This window comes from Microbulbifer variabilis (assembly GCF_052468405.1).
This window is the reverse complement of record NZ_CP174343.1, coordinates 2,387,471-2,402,945: the sequence shown is the minus strand read 5'-3', so window position 1 is coordinate 2,402,945 and position 15,475 is coordinate 2,387,471. Positions and strand designations below refer to the sequence as shown.

At 49.9% G+C, this 15,475-nt stretch carries 13 protein-coding genes; 9 read left to right on the top strand and 4 right to left on the bottom strand.

Annotated features, from left to right (window positions below; all coding sequences use genetic code 11):
• Complete coding sequence (locus ACJJJB_RS11010; protein ID WP_445366243.1) at nucleotides 1–360, bottom strand: hypothetical protein; 360 nt, start codon at nucleotides 358–360, stop codon at nucleotides 1–3.
• Between the two features lie 90 nt (nucleotides 361–450).
• Nucleotides 451–1,098 carry an NAD(P)H-binding protein gene (locus tag ACJJJB_RS11005; protein ID WP_445366242.1) on the bottom strand — a complete coding sequence of 216 codons (648 nt, stop codon included), beginning with the start codon at nucleotides 1,096–1,098 and terminating at the stop codon, nucleotides 451–453.
• Between the two features lie 261 nt (nucleotides 1,099–1,359).
• On the opposite strand from ACJJJB_RS11005, the gene ACJJJB_RS11000 reads away from it, so the two are divergent.
• Nucleotides 1,360–2,598: an alkylhydroperoxidase-related (seleno)protein gene (locus ACJJJB_RS11000; RefSeq protein ID WP_445366241.1), complete on the top strand. Its 1,239-nt coding sequence runs from the start codon at nucleotides 1,360–1,362 to the stop codon at nucleotides 2,596–2,598.
• Between the two features lie 73 nt (nucleotides 2,599–2,671).
• Here the strand turns inward: ACJJJB_RS11000 and ACJJJB_RS10995 are convergent, their stop codons facing one another.
• Nucleotides 2,672–3,100 (bottom strand): DUF4174 domain-containing protein, encoded by a 429-nt coding sequence (locus ACJJJB_RS10995; RefSeq protein ID WP_445366240.1) that lies wholly within the window; start codon nucleotides 3,098–3,100, stop codon nucleotides 2,672–2,674.
• Nucleotides 3,101–3,381: 281 nt separating this feature from the next.
• Here ACJJJB_RS10995 and ACJJJB_RS10990 point away from each other — a divergent pair, with 281 nt between their 5' ends.
• Both ACJJJB_RS10990 and ACJJJB_RS10985 read left to right on the top strand, forming a co-directional pair.
• A complete protein-coding gene (locus tag ACJJJB_RS10990; RefSeq protein ID WP_445366283.1) occupies nucleotides 3,382–4,824 on the top strand; it encodes an MFS transporter in 1,443 nt (480 codons plus the stop codon).
• Between the two features lie 98 nt (nucleotides 4,825–4,922).
• Nucleotides 4,923–6,311, top strand: coding sequence for an MFS transporter (locus ACJJJB_RS10985; protein ID WP_445366239.1), 1,389 nt, complete (start codon nucleotides 4,923–4,925; stop codon nucleotides 6,309–6,311).
• A 14-nt stretch (nucleotides 6,312–6,325) separates the two neighbouring features.
• Here the strand turns inward: ACJJJB_RS10985 and ACJJJB_RS10980 are convergent, their stop codons facing one another.
• Entirely contained in the window at nucleotides 6,326–7,234 is a 909-nt protein-coding gene (locus ACJJJB_RS10980) for a LysR family transcriptional regulator (protein WP_282953109.1), read from the bottom strand.
• Between the two features lie 148 nt (nucleotides 7,235–7,382).
• Here ACJJJB_RS10980 and ACJJJB_RS10975 point away from each other — a divergent pair, with 148 nt between their 5' ends.
• The 6 genes from ACJJJB_RS10975 (at nucleotide 7,383) to ACJJJB_RS10950 (ending at nucleotide 15,469) form a co-directional block, all read left to right on the top strand.
• Nucleotides 7,383–8,402 (top strand): NADP-dependent oxidoreductase, encoded by a 1,020-nt coding sequence (locus ACJJJB_RS10975; protein WP_444946527.1) that lies wholly within the window; start codon nucleotides 7,383–7,385, stop codon nucleotides 8,400–8,402.
• A gap of 425 nt (nucleotides 8,403–8,827) precedes the next feature.
• The gene (locus ACJJJB_RS10970) at nucleotides 8,828–9,337 is read left to right on the top strand and encodes a hypothetical protein (protein WP_020413204.1); all 510 of its coding nucleotides are present in this window, start codon (nucleotides 8,828–8,830) and stop codon (nucleotides 9,335–9,337) included.
• A 2-nt stretch (nucleotides 9,338–9,339) separates the two neighbouring features.
• A complete protein-coding gene (locus tag ACJJJB_RS10965; RefSeq protein ID WP_445366238.1) occupies nucleotides 9,340–11,358 on the top strand; it encodes a tetratricopeptide repeat protein in 2,019 nt (672 codons plus the stop codon).
• Nucleotides 11,358–14,495, top strand: a complete 3,138-nt coding sequence (locus ACJJJB_RS10960; protein WP_445366237.1) for a tetratricopeptide repeat protein — start codon at nucleotides 11,358–11,360, stop codon at nucleotides 14,493–14,495. Before ACJJJB_RS10965 ends, ACJJJB_RS10960 begins: the two co-directional genes overlap by 1 nt.
• 69 nt (nucleotides 14,496–14,564) lie before the next feature.
• Nucleotides 14,565–15,149: a tetratricopeptide repeat protein gene (locus tag ACJJJB_RS10955; protein WP_282953113.1), complete on the top strand. Its 585-nt coding sequence runs from the start codon at nucleotides 14,565–14,567 to the stop codon at nucleotides 15,147–15,149.
• Nucleotides 15,146–15,469 (top strand): hypothetical protein, encoded by a 324-nt coding sequence (locus ACJJJB_RS10950; protein WP_020413200.1) that lies wholly within the window; start codon nucleotides 15,146–15,148, stop codon nucleotides 15,467–15,469. Before ACJJJB_RS10955 ends, ACJJJB_RS10950 begins: the two co-directional genes overlap by 4 nt.
• Nucleotides 15,470–15,475 lie beyond the last annotated feature (6 nt).

The window sequence follows — 15,475 nt, the reverse complement described above, 5'->3', positions numbered from 1 at the left end:
TCAGCGCCCTGGCACACAGAGTTTCGCCGTGCCCCGTGCGCAGCTTCCCTGGCACTCAACTTTCTGTTTGCTATCGCGCCCAACCAGGCCACCCCTTTGTTTTGAACACCAGACTTTGCCGAGGTAGTCTTTGGTGCAAAACCCTACACCACAGACAATATTGCCATTGATATCAGAGAGGGCTCCACCTCCGGAGTGAATAGCGCAATAGACATTTCCATCGCTATCTCGCGCACACTGGCCGGGGCCGCAGCGCTTCTGTTGCTGTCGATCTAGGCGACAGTCTGCCATGAAAGAGCTGGGGAATAGGGCCCAACAGATAAAAAGCAAAGGGGTGAGAAGGCGCACAGACAACAACATAGTGCTTACCGGAAAGCGGTTACCTATTGATAGTCTGTGCCCCTGTGGCGCTGATCGCCAGTCTTGATGCCCCGGATGCAGAAATAAAAGTCAGGTGTAGAACAGCTCATCCAACGTGAAGGTTTCTACGCCAGTTCCCGCTTTTTCGCATACGGCTACCATTTTCTCGGCTACCTGGAAGCCCGTAATAGGACGATAACGATGTAGTCCGGGTAGTCGGCAGACCCAGGGTAAGATAATGGCGCCTATTTTCTCTGCAGGGCGGAGGTCGGCCCGTTTACCGATGAGCAGAGAAGGGCGGAAAATACTGATGCGGGCAAAGGGCAGTGACAGGATCTTTTGTTCCAGTTCCCCTTTCATGCGCAAATAGGCACTGTTGCTTTTCGTATTGGCGCCGCTGGAGGATACCAGCAGGTAGTGGGCAACCCCATTATCTGCTGCCAGCTGTGCAGCGCGAAATTGATACTCCACGTCCACTTTGAATTGTTGCTCCAGGCCGCCCGCTTGCTTCTTGGTGGTGCCCAGGCAGGAGAACAGCAAGTCACCATGAAACAGGTCTGCGTATTCTTCTAAGTGTTCAAAATCAACCTGCTCATTGCGAACTTTTGGATGGGAAAAGGACAAGGGGCGGCGGGTCAGAGCGACTATTTCGCCTATCGATTTTTCCTGTGCCAGCTGCTCAACCAAGTGGCTACCAATCAGCCCAGTTGCACCTATAACAATTGCTTTTTTAGCCATAGCTTCCGACTTCTTTGTTTGGAATGCGTGTGGATGATGGCCTGCCAGGGGTGTTGCCTTCAAGCTCTTTGTGGGCCTGGCGTTGTAGAGAATCCTTAAATCACCGGTATTAATGACAAATTAAACTGTACTTCATGCTGGGGGGAATTAGTCTGAAGAGTAGTCGTGAATTGAATACTGGGAAACGTAATGCCTTGAGTAATACTCCTTCGATTGACGGCCTAATATTTTGGTTATTAGTCATAGGGATTTGTATAAGCGATGCCATTTAATTATTCGAACGTGCCTTATCCTATTCGCGATGATTTACGCAAGGCAAATCTAAAGGCTTGGCGGTTTATTGGAGAAACGGGCAACTGGTGGTCTATAGAAGATCATATAGCTATTGCCAGGGAAGTGCGTGCGGCCTACGACTGCGAATATTGTCGGGAGCGAAGAAAGGCGCTCTCCCCTTATCAGGTGGAGGGGCTGCACGACAGCCGCTCGGATCTTCCCAAAGCGGTTGTAGATACTGTTCATCGAATAGTGACTGACCCCTCCCGCCTGAGTGAGGAGTGGTTGAAAAAGCTGGTACCTTCGGAAATCTCCATAGGCCAGTATGTGGAGCTTGTGGCGGTTGTTGTCTTTGCCATGAATGTGGATACCTTCCATCGTGCGTTGGGGTTGGATTTAGAAGAGCTCCCTAAGGCGTTGGCCGGGGAGGACACAGTGCCCTCCCAATACACACCCGCAGGGTTGGAAGAGGGTGCTGCCTGGGTGCCTATGATTGGACAGGGCCAGTGCACGGGTGCCGAGCAGGATCTGTATGAGGATATCCCCAGACCTACTAATGTACTCAGGGCTCTGAGCTTGGTGCCGGATGCTGTGCGTTGCCAGCGCTATATGGAAAACCGCTATTACTTTATGCCCTTTCAGGTCATGCAAGTGGGAGAGAATCACGATCGCGCTCTTTCTCGTACTGAGATAGAGTTGGTGGCCACTAGGGTGTCGATGAACAACGAGTGCTTTTACTGTGCGGCCTCACACGCGATGTTGCTCCAGGTGAGTAGTGAAGTGCAGGGAAAACAGGAAGATATTGCCAACCTGCTTATTTCTGAAGATTCTGCAGGAGGCAATGGCGGTGGAAGACATCACCCCCATGGAGCAGAGGATTATGCGCAACTTCTCGCTTTTGTGGATGCGGTCATGGGCGAGGATGTACAGCTGATCCCCCCCACCAGGGAGAGACTGGAGCAGGAACACGGTAGTTCCGCTTTAGTGGATGTGGCGGCACTAATCGGCAGTTTCCAGCGCATGAATCGTATTGCCAACGCGACAGGAATAGAGTTGGATAAAGAGGTTGACCTGTTAAGTCAACAAGCCCAAAGTGAGCTGGCACTGAATAAATACGCCCAGGCAACAGAGACTACAGCTGGTGGCAAGGCACTGGGTTGGTTGGTAGCCAAAGTGCGCCCGGTGTTATTCAAAATGGCCGGCAAGAGGGCAAGGGATAGGGTATAAGCTTTGTGTGGGCTTATAGCTAAAGGGTCGCCTTCAGTGTTTTTGCGTGTGGGCGCCGATGATACCTATGGGGTCAAGGCGCGGAACCATCTTTTGTCTCTTGCTGGCGCATCGGCATGCTGTCGATACGCCGCAAAATTTCCGTGGGGGCATACTTGACAGCACGATATTTCACGCCACCGTCCTTTCCTATCAAGACTACCTGCTCGCCATCGCCCTTGAAATACTGATCCTTGATATTGGTGTTGAAATCGCTGGTGATTTTCCCTGGATAATTCGTCTCGATATTGTCCTTGGAAAAGACAAACCACAGTAAATCCCTTTCTGCAAACTGAGGGCCCAACTTCAGTAGAGACTGCATAGTCTCTGTCTCATTGGCAGGGTTGTTGAGGAGTAATACGCGTTTCTGCCACTGGAAGCTGCTTAGATTGTTCACAGTGTCTGCTTCCGCAAATTGATAAGGAGCGAAGATTAACAAAATAAGAAGAATGTATTTGCGCATGAGAATATCTCTGCTATGGCCCGGTTGGTGACTTCAGCATCTCTGCTTACGTTGTTTAAATAGCATAAAGAGCTGTTTGGTACCGTAGAGAAAACCTGGCTGTGGATGGGAAGAATCACCAATATCTATATTTTAGCCGAGTGCTCTCAACTAAACTTATTGCTACTTATTCTCTGTCTCGGTTGGGGTGGAAATTTATAAATTGCCGTCACTGCTGAGGCTATAGCGTACATCCAAGGGTATGGGGTATAACTTGGGATTTTCCGGGAACTTAACTTGGAATCTGGTCGGATTGTAATTCCAGGCTGAAACCCTTGGAGTTGGTAACGTCCATGTCACACATCCAGGAGCAGGACCCCAATTCCCCCCGTCTAGGCTTGCTGGCCATATTCGTGGCCCTATTTATCATTGCTATTGATATCACTGCATTCTCTCCCGCGATCCCGGCGATCGAGCGGGAGATGGATATGGATATCACCACCTCCCAGTGGGTTATCAATGGCTATGGTCTTGTCTTTGGTGTGTTGGTGGTTACCGGAGGGCGAATCGCGGATATCTTTGGGCGGCGACGGGCATTTATCACTGGAGCAGGAATTTTCCTGACGTTCTCCTTGATGGGCGGCCTTGCCCTGAATGTGCCGATGCTTCTCGCCGCCAGGGCATTCATGGGGGTGGGGGCAGCGTTGATGTGGCCCTCTATTCTGGGAATGGCATATAGCCTGATGCCCGAAGAGCGCGCTGGAGAAACCGGTGGTCTGATTATGGCTGTTTGTGGCTTGGCGAACACCCTTGGACCTGTAATGGGCGGGTTATTGGCGGATATGTTCAGTTGGCGATGGATTTTTTTTATAAACCTGCCAGTAGCGTTTGCCGCTGCACTTATGTGCTGGAAATTTGTTCCCCGAGATGTTCCCTTTGATCCCGATGAACGTATTGACTATCTGGGTGTTATCACTCTGACTGCTTCTCTACTGAGTTTTCTCCTGGCCCTGAATTATGCATCGGGGGTTAGTTTTATGCATCCGTTGGTAATCGGGCTATTGGTGGGATTTCTGGTATTTAGTGCAGTTTTTATTTATGTCGAGTCTCTCCAACGAGAGGTAGCTCTTATTCCTCAGGATGTTATTAAAAATAAGAGGTTCTTTGCGGCCGGAGCCGTTACTCTTTTTACTTCTATTACTTTCTTTTCAGTTATTTTATATCTGCCCCAGTACCTGACAAATGTGCGTGGTTTTACCACTATGCAATCGGGTTTAACGCTTGTTCCCTTGATGATTGCCTTTGCGGTTTTTTCATTTATAGCCGGTCAACTCTATCAAAAGACCGGGGGGAAGATTCTGGTTTGTGTTGGGATCCTGGCCATGAGTCTGGGGATGTTTTATATCTCCAGGTTAAGTGATGGCCGTGAGTATATCTTTGGATTGATTATCCTCGGGGCTGGACTGGGGTTATTTAATCCATCTACAACCACAATGGTCATCGCTGTAGTAGACCCCAGTCGCGCGAGCCTGGCCAGTGCGATTATCTATATGTTGAAAATCACTGGCGGCGCGGTGGGACTCGGTGTTAATGCCGCTATTGTGGGGTTTGCACCCGATATTACTACAGGTATTAGTAGGGCTTTTGAAGTAAATGCCTGCTTTGCATTTGTAGGGTTTGTTATTGCTTTCCTGTTTATGAGCGCACCCACTGTGACTGAAAGTGAGAGAGGTAGTACTGAATGATAAGCATTTTTTGTGAGTTGGCGGAGGCTGTATTGGTTTTTCGGTTGAAGGGGCTTCATCGCTGAGTTGACTTGAGGTTTTTGGTAAGGCTGCTGTTTATGTCATATTTCCAGATGACGCTCTCGAAGTCTCAGAAATTGGGTTTTATTGCAGTCAACCTCGCTTTATTCCTTGTCACTGTTGATTTCACGGCTTTTTCTCCTGCAATTCCCGCGATTGAACAGGAATTTAATATTGATATCACTACCTCCCAATGGATTATCAATGGCTATGGGCTGATGTTTGGGGTATTGATCGTTACGGGTGGACGTCTTGCTGATATCTATGGGCGCCGTAGGCTATTTTTTATTGGCAGCAGTGTTTTTCTGTTATTTTCGTTGATCGGGGGCTTATCCTTTAATACGCCAACCTTGCTGATTTCTAGAATTGTTATAGGGGCTGGGGCTGCACTGATGTGGCCATCAATTCTGGGAATTGCCTATACATTGGTGCCACCCAGCAGGGCTGGCCAGGTAGGTGGGTTGGTGATGACGGTATGTGGTTTGGCAAATGCAATAGGGCCAATTCTGGGAGGAACACTGTCTGATCTATGGGGGTGGCGGTGGATTTTCCTGATCAATATACCCCTAACCCTGTTATCTGTATTTCTTTGCTGGAAGTTTGTTCCACAGGATACGCCAACTAAATCATCGGTCAGGGTCGATTATGCCGGTGTAATTATGCTAATGGTGTCAGTGTTTAGTCTTTTGTTTGGTATGTATGTTGCCGCGGAGATCGGGTTCAATCGCTTATATACATTGTATTTTTTCTTCGTTTTTTTTGTTTCTCTTGTGGTCTTTTTGTTTTTGGAAGTAAAGAAAGGCAGGGATGCATTGATTCCCGGTGATGTAATCACTAACGCAAAATTTACAGTGGTGGGTGCCATCAGTTTTGTTACATCGGTTGTTTTCTTTTCAGTGATTCTTTATTTGCCCCAGTATTCCTCTAAAGTGCTCGGATTCTCGGCTCTTGATTCGGGCTTGGCGCTACTGCCACTAATGATTTCCTTCGTCTTTATCTCGTTTTTATCGGGGAGAGTCTATTTAAGTTTGGGGCCGAAACTTATAATTTGTGTGGGGATTTTCCTGATGGGGACAGGGATGGCATCACTTTCTGCTGTATCGGGTGAATCACGTTACATAGATGTTGTTCCAGGTTTAGTATTGTTGGGGCTTGGCCTGGGGTTGTTTAACCCTGCCGCAACAACCCTGGTTGTAACAATAGTCGAGCCTGGGCGGGAGAGTCTTGCCAGTGCGATCCTGTTTATGTTTAAGGTTGCAGGCGGCGCTTTGGGGCTGGGCCTGAATGCCGTGGTGGTGGCATTTGCTCCAGATATGATCACTGGTATTGGTCGGGCCTTTTTGTTAAATGCATTTTTGGTTTTTGCTAGCTTGATAGTTGGGGTATTTTTTATTGCCAGGGGCACCCCGGAAAGTCGTGTTGAGTAAATTTCTCGATATTTTTACAGCTTGCCCAAATTTGAATATATAAAGTCCACGCAAAGTTTAATTTTGGGGATCTGATATTTGCTGCGTTCGTAGAGTAGAAAAATGCCAATGTCCCCTCCGGGACTAACCGATACCTTGCCCTCGGTAGGCACTTCTACCAGCTCGCCAGAGTCTATGTGTTCACAAATACTCCATGAGGGCACACAGAACATACCGCGATGATTTAAAGCGGCAGCCAGTAGGGCTTTGCCATTATTACTGATCAGGTGAGTGGTAAGCTCGATTGGCTCCCAGTAATTGCCGTTGAAATAGTGCCAGTCAATAGGCCCTTTGGGGCCCCGGTACTGCAATGCGTTTGCGGACTCTATGGCTTGCTTGTTTAGGGGAAATTCTTGCTTCAGGGAGCTGAGATATTCAGGTGAAGCGGTTAGTGAGAATTCGTTTTTTGACAAGCGCTTGGCGATAACATGTTCGTCAGGAGCGTAGCCTCCGCGTATAGCGATATCAACCGGGTCCTTACCCAGCTGGGTGAGATCGTCGCTATAGTGCAGGTCAAAGACAATATCCGGATAGCGTTGGGCAAACTGCTCCAGCAGGGGAGTCAGGTGTTGCTCACCATAGGAGGGGAGGCAGCTGATTCGAACAAGTCCACTAGGAGCCTCAAAAGTCTGGCTGACCAGTTCATCAGCTTGTTCCAGTTGGCGAATGGCCTCGCCGATCATGGAGTAGTAGAGTTTCCCCAGTTCGGTCACCTCAACCTGGCGAGTGCTGCGTTGTAGCAATTCAATACCCAGGGAATGCTCCAGATCGCGGACTCTGCGCGAGATGGAGGAAGCTGGTACGTCAAACTCCTCGGCCACGGCAGTGAAACTACATAGTTCTGCCACCCGCTTGAAATAACGTAACGCCCTGATTTTGTCCATAATTACCTCCCCAGATGATCATACCGCCCAGTATTTCTCCTTATTGTTGTCAAAAAGACAAAAGACTTCCACCTATTGCCATCTGTTTCCCAAGGTGGGCGGGGGGCACTATCGCTGACATCAAATGAACGGATGACCAGAGATATTTATGAAAGCACTTAAAATAACTCGCTATGGTGATATCAATACGAGCCTGGCTTTTGGTGAGGCGAGTGTGCCGATACCAGGAACAGGTGAAGTATTGATACGAATCCATGCAGCGAGTATCAATCCGATTGACCTGATGGTGATGCGTGGCGATATGAAGGCCGTCAAAAAGCTGGATCTTCCGGTAGGGATTGGTCGCGATCTCAGCGGCGTAGTGGTTTCTGTAGGCGGTGGCGTTACAGCCTACCAGCCCGGCGATGAGGTTTTCGCCCGCGTTGGGGAGGATCATGTGGGGACACTGTCGCATTTCCTGAGCGTGGATGCCTCACACCTGGCGAGAAAGCCAAAAAATCTGACGCATGAGGAGGCTGCCAGCATCCCCTTGGTGAGCCTGACTTCCTACCAGGCCCTGATTCAGGTTGCCGGCCTGAAAAAAGGTGAGAGAGTACTGATTCATGCCGGTTCCGGTGGTATCGGTTCTGTGGCAGTTCAACTCGCCAAGGCCTATGGGGCCTATGTCATTACCACAACAAGTAGCGCCAATGTTGAGTGGGTACGCGAACTGGGCGCGGATCAGGTAATTGATTATAAGAAGGAAAATTACCTGGATCTCCTCTCTGATATTGATGTGGTCTATGACACCCTGGGTGGGCAATACACGCTCGATGCTTTTAAAGTTCTGAAGCGGGGCGGAAGGGTTGTCTCAATCTCCGGTGTATTGGACCCTCAGACGGCGAAGGAATTTGGTATCGGCTGGCTCCTGCGCAAGCTGCTCAGGCTTAAAGCACGTTCTGTAATGAAGGCTGCAAAGGAAAAGACAGCGCTCTACCGGATGGTGATTATGGAGGCAAACGGATCGCAGCTTGAGGAATTGGGCTCCCTTTGTCGGGACAATATTATCAGCCCTGTTATTGATAAGATTTACCCCTTTGAACAGAGCCTTGAGGCGCTTTCATACCTGGAAACCGGTCGTGCGAAAGGCAAGGTTATTGTATCCATGGGGGAGTCAGCTAATGCTTAAGTGGGTAGTAAAGCTCTTAAAATAGATAATTTGATTTGATATCAATACCGCCCCAAAAACAGGGGCGGTCAAGTTAAGGGGCCGGATAAACTCTTACAGTACAAAAGTTTTATTATTGTAGGTTTATCAATAAGTGGCACAATCTTAAGGTAATGCAAGCTGTTTTATAGTAATCAGAGCTTGGCCATCGCATAGATAAAATACGTGATTTCTTTCACACTTTCCTGCCCTGCGCCCCTCTAAAATCGGAAAAATTCCCACCTGTCTGTTTCGCTAGATTTGACTTTCCTCACATCTGCCGATTCCTGTATTCAATACAATGCCGCTGGCTGAAGGGTCCCTGTGTACAGGCATTTCAATGTGGCCCGCAAGGGTCTTCCGCATCGCTGGTTTCATTGTTAAAGGTAGGGTCAGAGGTAGATCACATGTTCAGAATTCTACAGGTAACAATCCTGCTGCTATTGGCAAGCGTGGTTTCTGCGCAAAATGTCAGTCGCGATGATATTCGTGGTCTGGATGAGCAAATCCAGGATGTAAAAAAGGATGTGATCGACCTGACTGCGACTCTCTCGCAGCTGGAAGAGAAACTACTGTTTCCCTCTAACTCACAAGTGGCCTTTTTTGTCTCTGTTGCCGATGAGCATCCCTTTGAGCTGGAATCTGTAGAGGTCAGGCTAAACGGCGAAATTGTTGCGCACCATTTATATACCTATCGCGAAATCGAATCCCTACAAAAAGGTGGCGTGCAAAAATTATATACCGGTAACGTCCAGACTGGCGCGCATCCTTTGCAAGTCCGCTTCATCGGTAAAACACCCTCCGGCCGCGAGTATCGGGCCGAAGCTTCTTACCAGGTAGATAAGGCTGTGGGGCCGAAATTTGTTGAGATCAGCATCTTAGGAGCCGAGTCTGAGATTAACTTCAAGGACTGGTAACCATGTGTACATCTCTGCTGTCGCTACTGCCGGTCCCGGCTAAAGCAATACTGCGAGCTTTGGCGGCCTCCCTGTGTACTTTGCCTATCCTCGTAGGTGTGGTTAATGCCGAAGAGCGTGAGGAGCTGCGCGACCTGTTTTTTGGTGCTGCCATGTTTCATGCTCACCAGGAAAACTTTTTTGATGCGATTGTGGCTCTGGATACAGAGCTGGCCCAGTTTTATCGGTTGGATCAGCCGGAGCTGGACCCATTCAGTGCGCATCTGGGGCAGGCAGAATTTTCCGTGGGCGACCTGGAGCTTTCCTATCGCATGCATCGGGAGGCTGGGCGCGCAATTGAAGCAGTGCTTAAAGGTAATGTTTCTCAGGCGGTACGCAATGAGGCTGCCTATCGCCTCGCCAAAATTCATTACCACAAGCAGCAACCAGTGAATGCCTTGCATGCTCTGGAAATGATAGAAGGGCGTGTACCCGAGCGTGTGCGTGCGGAAGAACAGTTCTTACGTGCGCGGGTATTTATGCAGTTGGGGCGCTTTGATGAAGCGGTGGAATTACTAAAAGACCTGAAGGGGGAAGAATCCCTTGCCGGGTTTATTGAGTTCAACCTCGGAATCGCCCAGTTAAAGTCTGGCGAAGAAACCCGTGGTGTACTGGAACTGACTGCCTTGGGTAAGAAGAGCAGCAGCAAGCCCGCCGCGCAGGCGCTGTATGATAAAACCAATTTATTGCTAGGTTCGCATTTAATGGAGGCCGGTGAATTAGAACTGGCTCGTCCATATTTTGACCGCGTCAATCTCGAAGGACCGTTTTCCAATCGGGCGTTGCTGGGCGCTGGTTGGGTCGAGGCACGTGCCGGTCGCTATGGGAGAGCATTGGTGCCCTGGAAAATGCTGCAAAACCGCAAAGGCACCAATGAATCCGTACATGAAGCCATGCTCGCCGTACCCTATGCCTATGGCAAGCTGGATGTACACAGTACAGCCGCAATTAATTATGGTCGTGCGTTGGACTCATTCGGCAATGAGATTGATACGTTGACCGCTTCGATCAACAGTATCCGAGAAGGCAAGTTCCTTGAGGCATTGCGCCGCAAAGAGGCAACCCAGGTACAGAACTGGGTGGTGGCACTGCGCAACCTGCCTGATGCCCCTGAGACTCATTACCTCCTCGACCTGATGGCATCCAATGACTATCAGGAATTCCTGCGTAACTACCGCGACCTAAACGATCTCTTTGAGCGCAATGAAGAGTGGCTCAAAAGCCTTAGCGCCTACGAAGATATTATCAGTATCCGCAGGGCTTATTACGAACCCCTGTTGCCGCAGCTCGACGAGCAATTTCGCAAGCTGGATGCCCGTATCAAACTACGTATTGAGCAGCGGGATATATTTGCCAGCCGTATTGAACAGATGCTGGTTTCTCGCCGCCCGGAATATCTTGCCACCGCAAATGAGCAGGAGGCACGCCTGGAGTTGATGAAGTTGCATCAACAGATCACAGAGCGTCCGCAGGGCTTTACCGAGGCGACGCGTAGCCGGGTAGCGCGCCTGCAGGGTGTTTTAGATCTTCGCCTTTCCACTGAGTATGACCAGCGGCTTACAGAAGCTTATAAACACCTGCAGGAACTCAATATAGAAATTGAAAAGCTACAGGTGGTTTACCAGTCCTATGTGCGTAGCCGCCAGGCGGCCACACATAGTTACACCGGCTACAACAAAGAGATTACCCGCTTGCGTGCGCAGATCCGCAGCAGCCAACAGCGCCTGGAAATGTTGATGGCACGTCAGGGCAGTATGTTGGAGGCTTTGGCAATCCAGGAGTTGGAGCGCCGTCGTACCCAGCTGGAAAGCTATCAAATCAAAGCGAGATTTGCCTTGGCCGACAGCTATGACCGTGCCAATGAATTGCAGGAGCAGCGTGAGGACCAGCTCAAAATTGAGCAGCACCGCGAATCCCTGCCAGAGGAAAATCCTCCCGAACTGGATGCGGAAGTCGAAGTGAGTGATGGAGGGGAAGCCTGATGCCTTGCTTTAATTCCAGTCTGCTGAGTATGACTATTGCGCGTCGATGTGTACTGGCTTCCACTGCTGCACTGATGCTCAATGCCTGTGCCGTGAATAGCGGCAAGACTATTGGCAGCCTGCAAAATGTCGATATTGAAATTAAAGAGGAGTATATCGACGGAAGCCTGGAGAAAGCCCTCGCCAGTTACCAACGTTACCTACAGGAAACGCCTGAATCAAATCTCACCCCGGAGGCGATGCGTCGAATTGCCGACCTGAAAATTAAACAGGCGCACCGGGCTGAGGATGCTGCTATTGATGGAATCGCCAGTGGTGCCGGCGCGGTTAGTACGAGTGGAGCGGTAGTTGCTATAGAAGCAGCGGAAATTTCCGCGGAGAATACCCTTGATGCACCCGCCGAAGTCGCCGCACCGGTTACTCGGGCCCAACAGGTGGCAGGGGAAAACTCAGGTGCGATAGAGTCTGATGATGAATTTGAGGCGCGTGCCAGTGGCAATGTTGAGATTGCCTCAGATAATTCTGCATTGCCACTGCCTGCGGATGATCCCGATGCGCTGATGTCTGCCAATGCCCGGGAAGCAATTAACCTATATCTCGATCTACTTAAAAAATACCCGCTGTACGACCGCAACGACCAGGTGATGTATCAGCTGTCCCGAGCCTATGAAGAGGCGGGACAGATTGAAAATGCAGTGGATGTTTTGCGACAGTTGGTTGCCAAATATCCAGATTCCCGTCACATTGATGAATCCTGGTTCCGTCTGGGAGAGTATTACTTTACCCGTAAGAAATACCTGGATGCTGAGGAAGCCTACGGTAAGGTGATTAATATCGGAGTGGTTTCCAGCTTTTATGAGCTGGCCCTGTACAAGCGCGGTTGGTCCCTGTTCAAGCAGGACATGTACGAGATGGCGTTGGATGATTATATCGCCATGCTCGATTACAAAGTTTCCCAAGGTTATGACTTCGACCAGCAGACCAACGAGGTAGAGCGAAAGCATATCGATGATACCTTCCGTGTGGTGAGCTTGAGCTTCTCTTACCTGGAAGGTCCCGATTCGATTGTCGACTATTTCTCCCGCAAGGGGGCGCGCCAGTACGAGTACCTGGTGTACAGCCATCTGGGCGAATACTACCTGGATAAGCGTCGCTATCAGGACTCGGCAAAATCCTACACTGCTTTTGTTGAGCGTAATCCCCTGCACAAGGTTTCTGCAGATTTCTCTATTCGCGTAATTGAAATCTACGCGAAGGGTGGCTTTCCCAAGCTGGTACTTGAAGCCAAGAAATCCTTTGCCAACACCTATGCCCTCAAAGCTGAATACTGGACAGTATTCGATATCAATGAATACGGAGAGGTGGTCGAGTTCCTGCAGGCAAACCTGATTGACCTCGCCAGCCACTATCACGCGGCTTACCAGAACAAGAAGCTGAAGGATAAAAAGTCCGAGCACTATCGTGAAGCAATTCACTGGTATCGCAGTTACCTGGAATCCTTCCGTGAAACTGAGCGTGCACCGGAGATTAATTACCAGCTGGCCGGCTTGATGCTGGAGAATAGGGATTTCCATAGCTCCGCTTTGGAGTATGAGCGCACAGCTTATGAATATCCGGCCCACAAGGATTCCAGTGAGGCGGGATATGCGGCCGTCTACGCTTACCGCGAGCACCTGGCAAATAACCTGAAAGAAGCTTCGGCAGACCAGCGTGCTCCTTTATTACGCGAAATTATCCGTTCATCTCTGACTTTTGCTGATACTTTCCCTGCGCATGGGAAGGCACCGCAGGTGATGTTAGGTGCAGTAGAGGACTTGTATGGCCTCAAGGACTATACCCCCACTATTGAAAACGGCCGATCATTGCTGGAGAAATTCCCGGCGGCGGAACAGGAGATTCGCCGGTCCAGCTGGATGCTTGTAGCACATGCCTCGTTTGATGTTCAGGCGTTTGAGGATGCGGAAGTAGCCTATGGGGAAACCCTGACTCTTACCGCTGCGGATGCCAAAGATCGCGCTGGACTGATCGATAACTTGGCAGCATCGATTTACCAGCAGGGCGATATGGCCCGTACGCAGGAAGATCATGCGGCAGCTGCTGGACACTTCCTGCGTATTCGTACCGCTGCTCCCGGGGCAACCCTGCTGGCCACGGCAGAGTATGATGCCGCCGCTTCCCTGATTATCCTGAAAGACTGGAGCCAGGCTGCGACAGTGCTCAACAATTTTCGCACTAACTTCCCTGAGCATGAGCTGGCAAAAGACGTAACCAAGAAATTAGCAGTGGTGTACCAGGAGAGTGGTGAATTACTGCTGGCTGCGGCGGAATTTGAGCGTATTGAGCGCGAGTCTGAGGATGAGGAGATCCGCCGCGAAGCCTTGACCCAGGCAGCGGATTTGTACAGTGCAGCAAAAGACAGCAAAAAAGCTCTGGAAGTGTTGCGCCGCTATGTGGGCCTTTTCCCCAACCCCATGGAGCCTGCTCTCGAAACACGGCAGAGAATCGCCGATATCTATAAAGCAGGTGGGAATGAAATGCTCTATATGAAAGAGCTTCGTGAGATGGTCCGTATTGAATTGCGCGGTGGCTCACAGCGTACTGATCGCACCCGCTACCTTGCAGGTAATGCAGCACTGCAACTTGCCGAGCCGAGTTACGCTGCCTTTACCCAGATAGCCCTGGTGAAGCCCATTGAAAAGAATTTGAACTTGAAGCGCAAGCGGATGAAAGCAGCTATCAGCACTTTCACAGATTTGATTGATTACCAGGTTGCAGATGTCACTGCCGCGGCGACTTATTATCTTGCAGAAATCTATTTGCATTTCAGTCAGTCTCTCAAAGATTCCGAGCGGCCTACTAATTTAAATGCGTTGGAACTGGAGGAATACGAGCTGGCTCTGGAGGATCAGATTTACCCATTTGAGGAAAAGGCGATCTCGGTCCACCAGAAAAATGTCGAGCTTTTGGGGGTAGGTATCTATAACCCCTGGATTGACAGGAGTATCGATAAGCTTGCTGGATTGATGCCGGCCCGGTATGCAAGGGCCGAGGAAGCAGGGCAGTATCTGCAAAGTATTGTACCGCTGCCGCCAGCACCTGAGCAGCTGGGCCCTGGTGAAGCGGTCTCCGGTCAGTAAGGGCAACTGCCGACGCGGTAATAAATAAAAGGTTCAAGCTAGTAGCATTAAGGTGCGGGGCTGAAGGTTATGCATACAAAATTGAGAGTATTTTTTCTACTGGGGCTTACACTGCTTTTCACGGCCTGTGCGGGCACCCAAACCAAGACGGGAAAAATCTCTGACTATTCCTCGGTGAAGGTTTCGGGCAGTGTTAATAGGGACTTTGAGCGCTCACTGGAATACTTGGCCGAAAAGAGGTACGAGCCTGCTATTGAGCTTTTGCAGTCGGTGGTGGAGCGGGAGCAGCGCCTTCCGGCCCCTTATATCAACCTGGGAATTGCTCACTATCAGGTAGGAAGTGAGAAAGACGCGGAGACAGCTTTTCTGAAGGCTCTCGAGCTGGATACGAAACACCCGGTCGCAACCAATGAATTGGCAGTGCTCTATCGCAAGCAGGGGCGTTTTGCGGATGCGCGGAAAATTTATGTGAATGCTTTGGCAGAAAACCCCGAATACCTGCCTTTGATAAAAAATCTCGGCATATTGTGTGATCTCTATCTGCAAGATCTCCAGTGTGCTCTGGCACAATTCCAGCAATATGTACAACTGGAGCCAGAGGACCAGGATGTTTCCATCTGGCTGGCGGATCTTAAGCGGAGAGCGGGCAAGTGATATTGAAGTTTAAATGGATTTTGCTATTGGTTGTCTGTTTCACAACTCTCCCCGCTGCCTTTGCGCAGTCCGGGAGTGAAGAAGAAAATGAGTCCAAGGAAAAGAAAGTGGACTCCAAGATCAAAGAGCTATCGGGTATTTCCATTATCGGTAACAAGGAAGCTCCCAAGTCTCTCTATATTGTCCCCTGGAAAAGTTCCGAAGTCGGTGTCGAAAGCGATCTTGTCTCCAGTCTGATGGATGACAAACTTAAGCCGCTTGACAAGGAAGTTTTCATGCGTGAGTTGGAGTTCTACCAGCTCAGCCTGTCCGGCGATTAACGCCGT

Excerpts from the sequence above, each read along its gene's own strand:
- ACJJJB_RS10975 (WP_444946527.1), top strand. The coding sequence starts at position 7,383 with ATGAAAGCACTTAAAATAACTCGCTATGGTGATATCAATACGAGCCTG.
- ACJJJB_RS10965 (WP_445366238.1), top strand. The coding sequence starts at position 9,340 with ATGTGTACATCTCTGCTGTCGCTACTGCCGGTCCCGGCTAAAGCAATA.
- ACJJJB_RS10955 (WP_282953113.1), top strand. The coding sequence starts at position 14,565 with ATGCATACAAAATTGAGAGTATTTTTTCTACTGGGGCTTACACTGCTT.
- ACJJJB_RS10970 (WP_020413204.1), top strand. The coding sequence starts at position 8,828 with ATGTTCAGAATTCTACAGGTAACAATCCTGCTGCTATTGGCAAGCGTG.
- ACJJJB_RS11005 (WP_445366242.1), bottom strand. The coding sequence starts at position 1,098 with ATGGCTAAAAAAGCAATTGTTATAGGTGCAACTGGGCTGATTGGTAGC.
- ACJJJB_RS10980 (WP_282953109.1), bottom strand. The coding sequence starts at position 7,234 with ATGGACAAAATCAGGGCGTTACGTTATTTCAAGCGGGTGGCAGAACTA.
- ACJJJB_RS11000 (WP_445366241.1), top strand. The coding sequence starts at position 1,360 with ATGCCATTTAATTATTCGAACGTGCCTTATCCTATTCGCGATGATTTA.
- ACJJJB_RS10985 (WP_445366239.1), top strand. The coding sequence starts at position 4,923 with ATGTCATATTTCCAGATGACGCTCTCGAAGTCTCAGAAATTGGGTTTT.
- ACJJJB_RS11010 (WP_445366243.1), bottom strand. The coding sequence starts at position 360 with ATGTTGTTGTCTGTGCGCCTTCTCACCCCTTTGCTTTTTATCTGTTGG.
- ACJJJB_RS10960 (WP_445366237.1), top strand. The coding sequence starts at position 11,358 with ATGCCTTGCTTTAATTCCAGTCTGCTGAGTATGACTATTGCGCGTCGA.
- ACJJJB_RS10995 (WP_445366240.1), bottom strand. The coding sequence starts at position 3,100 with ATGCGCAAATACATTCTTCTTATTTTGTTAATCTTCGCTCCTTATCAA.